This is a genomic window from Streptomyces fuscigenes (assembly GCF_021556455.1).
Taxonomy (GTDB): Bacteria; Actinomycetota; Actinomycetes; order Streptomycetales; family Streptomycetaceae; genus Streptomyces; species Streptomyces fuscigenes.
The window spans coordinates 1-4541 of record NZ_JAKGCV010000438.1; the positions used below are offsets into that span (position 1 = coordinate 1).

Sequence of the window (4541 nt, forward strand, 5' to 3'; positions counted from 1 at the left end):
ATCCTGCGGCCGGGCGCCGGCCCGCTGCTCGCCGCCCTGCGCGCGGCGGAGGTGCCGTTTGCCCTGGTCAGCGCCTCGCCCCGGGAGGTCGTCGACGCGGTGGTGGCCGGCGCGCTCGCCGGCGCGGGCTTCGCGTTCACGGTGTCCGCCGAGGACACCGTCCGTACGAAGCCGCACCCCGACCCCTACCTCGCGGCCGCCGAGCGGCTCGGGGTGGCTCCCGGCGCGTGCGTCGCCGTGGAGGACTCGCCCGACGGGACGGCGTCGGCGCGCGCCGCCGGGTGCGCGGTGCTCGTCGTGCCGTCCCTGCTGCCGGTCGCGGAGGGGGAGGGCCGGTACGTCACCGACAGCCTGGAGGGCGTCGGCCCGGCCGAGCTGGGCGCCTGCGTGGCGGTTGAATTCCGGTCACTGAGGGCGTGATGTTCGCCACGTATGATGCGAGGTTTGCTCAGACGAGCGAATCTGGCGTGTCTGTGTCTCCAGAAGGGGTGGCACCCGGTGCCACCCCTTCTGCCTTCGGACCCTGAACTCAGACGTCGTTGTCATGGCTCATATGAGCGCTGCTGGTCATGCCGGAGTCATCGCGCGTTCGTGTCCTGAACGATCCGGAACGAATGGCTCCGTCGGAAGCTGCCTGAGATCCAGTGGCGGACGGGTGGTTATGGCCGTATGACAGACAGGTGGACGTCCCCAGAAGCCTTTGATCTGGGTATGTTCCTCGCCGTCAGGGCAGCCACCGCGTCCCGAGGAGTCGAGACCGTGTCGGAAAACAAAGATCGGCCGGCCAGGCAGCCGGAGCAGACCGGGCAGGCGAAGCGGACCCGAGAGGCCGGCCGGGCCGGCGGTTCCGGGAAGGCCGGCGCCGCCGAGAAGTACGTCTACGACTTCTCCGAGGGCAACAAGGGCATGAAGGGCCTGCTCGGCGGCAAGGGCGCCAACCTCGCCGAGATGACCAACCTCGGCCTGCCCGTCCCTCCCGGCTTCACCATCACCACCGAGGCCTGCAAGGTCTACCTGGACTCCGGCAGCGAACCGGCCACGCTGCGCCGCGAGGTGAGTGCGCACCTCGCGGCGCTCGAGGAGACCATGGGCAAGAAGCTCGGCCAGAGCGACGACCCCCTGCTGGTCTCCGTGCGCTCCGGCGCCAAGTTCTCCATGCCCGGCATGATGGACACCGTCCTCAACGTCGGCCTGTCCGACGACTCGGTGGAGGGCCTCGCCGCCCAGGCCGGCGACGAGCGCTTCGCGTGGGACTCCTACCGCCGCCTGATCCAGATGTTCGGCACGACGGTCCTCGGCATCGACGGAAGCCTGTTCGAGGACGCCCTCGACGAGGCGAAGCGGGGGCGCGGCGCGGCGACCGACGTCGACCTGGCGGCCGGCGACCTCAAGAAACTGGTCACGGCCTACAAGCAGATCGTCTCGCGGGAGGCCGGCCGCGACTTCCCGCAGGACCCTCGGGAGCAGATGGACCTCGCGGTCCGCTCGGTCTTCGAGTCGTGGAACACCGACCGCGCCAAGCTCTACCGGCGCCAGGAGCGCATCCCCGGCGACCTCGGCACCGCCGTCAACATCGTCGCCATGGTCTTCGGCAACCTCGGCCCCGACTCGGGCACGGGCGTCGCCTTCACCCGCGACCCGGCGAGCGGCCACCAGGGCGTGTACGGGGACTACCTGCAGAACGCGCAGGGCGAGGACGTCGTCGCCGGCATCCGCAACACCGTGCCGCTCGCGGACCTGGAGGCCATCGACAAGGCGTCCTACGACCAGCTGCTCACCATCATGGAGACGCTGGAGAACCACTACCTCGACCTGTGCGACATCGAGTTCACCATCGAGCGCGGCACCCTGTGGATGCTCCAGACCCGGGTCGGCAAGCGCACCGCGGGCGCGGCGTTCCGCATCGCGACGCAGCTCGTCGACCAGGGCCTGATCGACGAGGCGGAGGCCCTGCGCCGCGTCAACGGCGCGCAGCTCGCCCAGCTGATGTTCCCCCGCTTCGACGACGACGCCAAGCGGGACCTGCTGGGCCGTGGCATCGCCGCCTCGCCCGGCGCCGCCGTGGGCAAGGCCGTCTTCGACTCGTACACCGCGATCAAGTGGTCGCGCTCCGGCGAGAAGGTCATCCTCGTGCGGCGCGAGACCAACCCCGACGACCTGGAGGGGATGATCGCCGCCGAGGGCATCCTCACCTCCCGCGGCGGCAAGACGTCGCACGCCGCGGTGGTCGCGCGCGGCATGGGCAAGACCTGCGTGTGCGGCGCCGAGGAGCTGGAGGTCGACACCAAGAAGCGCTGCCTGTCGGTCGGTTCGCGGGTGGTCGAGGAGGGCGACGTCATCTCCATCGACGGCTCCACCGGCAAGGTCTACCTGGGCGAGGTCCCCGTCGTGCCCTCGCCGGTCGTGGAGTACTTCGAGGGCCGCATGCACGCGGGCGCGGAGGAGGCCGGCGAACTGGTCGACTCGGTGCACCGCATGATGGCGTACGCGGACCGCCGCCGCCGGCTGCGGGTGCGGGCGAACGCCGACAACACCGAGGACGCCCTGCGCGCCCGCCGCTTCGGCGCCCAGGGCATCGGCCTGTGCCGCACGGAGCACATGTTCCTCGGCGAGCGGCGCGAGATGGTCGAGCGCCTCATCCTGGCCGACACCGACGAGGAGCGCGACGCGGCGCTCGGGCAGCTGCTCCCGCTGCAGAAGGCCGACTTCGTCGAGCTGTTCGAGGCCATGGACGGGCTGCCGGTGACCGTACGGCTGCTCGACCCGCCGCTGCACGAGTTCCTGCCCGACATCACGGAGCTGTCGGTGCGGGTGGCGCTCGCCGAGGCGCGCAAGGACCACAACGAGAACGATCTGCGCCTCCTGCAGGCCGTGCACAAGCTCCACGAGCAGAACCCGATGCTGGGCCTGCGCGGCGTGCGCCTCGGACTCGTCATCCCCGGCCTGTTCGCGATGCAGGTACGGGCGATCGCCGAGGCGGCCGCGGAGCGCAAGGACGCCAAGGGGGACCCGCGCGCGGAGATCATGATCCCGCTGGTGGGCACGGTCCAGGAGCTGGAGATCGTCCGCGAGGAGTCCCAGGCGGTCATCGCGGAGGTCCAGCGGGCCACGGGCGTCACGCTCAAGCTGGCCCTCGGCACGATGATCGAGCTGCCCCGCGCCGCGCTGACCGCGGGCCAGATCGCCGAGGCCGCCGAGTTCTTCTCCTTCGGCACCAACGACCTCACGCAGACCGTGTGGGGCTTCAGCCGCGACGACGTGGAGGCCAGCTTCTTCACCGCCTACCTGGAGAAGGGCATCTTCGGGGTCTCCCCGTTCGAGACGATCGACCGCGACGGCGTGGGCGCCCTCGTGCGGGACGCGGCCGCCGCGGGCCGGGCCACCCGCCCGGGCCTGAAGCTCGGCATCTGCGGCGAGCACGGCGGCGACCCCGAGTCCGTCCACTTCTTCCACGAGGCGGGCCTCGACTACGTCTCCTGCTCGCCGTTCCGCATCCCGGTCGCGCGGCTGGAGGCCGGCCGGGCCGCCGTGCTCGGCGCGCCGCTCGTGACCGAGCACATCGCGTTCGTCCGGGCCGGCGGCGACCTCACGGCGTCCACGCCGCTGGAGGCCGGGCACCTGCTGCCGGTGCCGCGCACCCGCGACGCGCTGCGGGTCCTGTGCGAGAACGTGCGCATCGCGCAGGACGCCCTGCCCGTGCCGCTCGCCGTGGAGAACATCGCCGCCCTCGTCAACTGGCCCGACGAGGAGATGACGGAGGGCCAGTTCCTCGCGGAGCTCGTGGAGCGCACCGGGGTCCGGCTGCTCATCGACGTCGCCAACCTCCACACCAACCACGTCAACCGCGGCGAGGACCCGGCCGCCGCGCTCGACGAACTGCCCGTCGAGGCCATCGCGTACGTCCACGTCGCCGGGGGAGTCGAGCGCGACGGCGTGTGGCACGACACCCACGCGCACCCGGTGACCCGGCCGGTCCTCGACGTCCTCGCCGAGCTGCGCTCCCGCGTCGCCCCGCCCGGGGTGCTGCTGGAGCGCGACGACGACTTCCCGCCCGGAAGCGAACTGGCCCGGGAGATGGAGGTCATCGCCGCCGCCACGGGCAGCACCGCGAGGAGCGGGGCGGCGCTGCCCCTGCCCCCGGACGTGCCGCCCGCCGGGAACGGCGCCCGCGAGCGGCTCGCGCTGCGGCAGACCGCCCTGCTGTCCTGCCTGGTGGCCGGGACGCCCGTCCCGGAGGGCTTCGACGCCGGCCGGCTCGGCGTGCAGAGCCGCGCCCTGGCCGCGAAGCGGGCGTCCGTGGTCGCCCGTACGGCGCCCGAACTGCCGCGGATCCTCGGGACGTCGTACGGCCCGCTGTTTTGGTCGTACGCGGCGGGCAACCCGATGCGCGACGGCTACCGCAGGGACGCGCTCGACTTCGCCCGGCACCTCCTGGCCCGGCGCAGCCCGCAGGACGCGAGGGCCCGGCGCGCCCTGTCGCTGTGGTGGCAGGAGCGCTCGGGCGCCCGCCCGCCGCGGCGGGCGACCCGGCTCGTGCGCAG

General features: G+C 72.5%; 2 protein-coding genes. Both read left to right on the forward strand.

The genetic code is table 11. From position 1 onward, the window contains the following. The coding region (locus tag L1885_RS24140; protein WP_235799277.1) for an HAD family hydrolase at positions 1 to 420 on the forward strand (420 nt) is incomplete at its 5' end. 249 nt (positions 421 to 669) lie between these two features. After that, the coding region (gene ppdK, locus L1885_RS24145) for a pyruvate, phosphate dikinase (protein WP_372482017.1) at positions 670 to 4541 on the forward strand (3872 nt) is incomplete at its 3' end.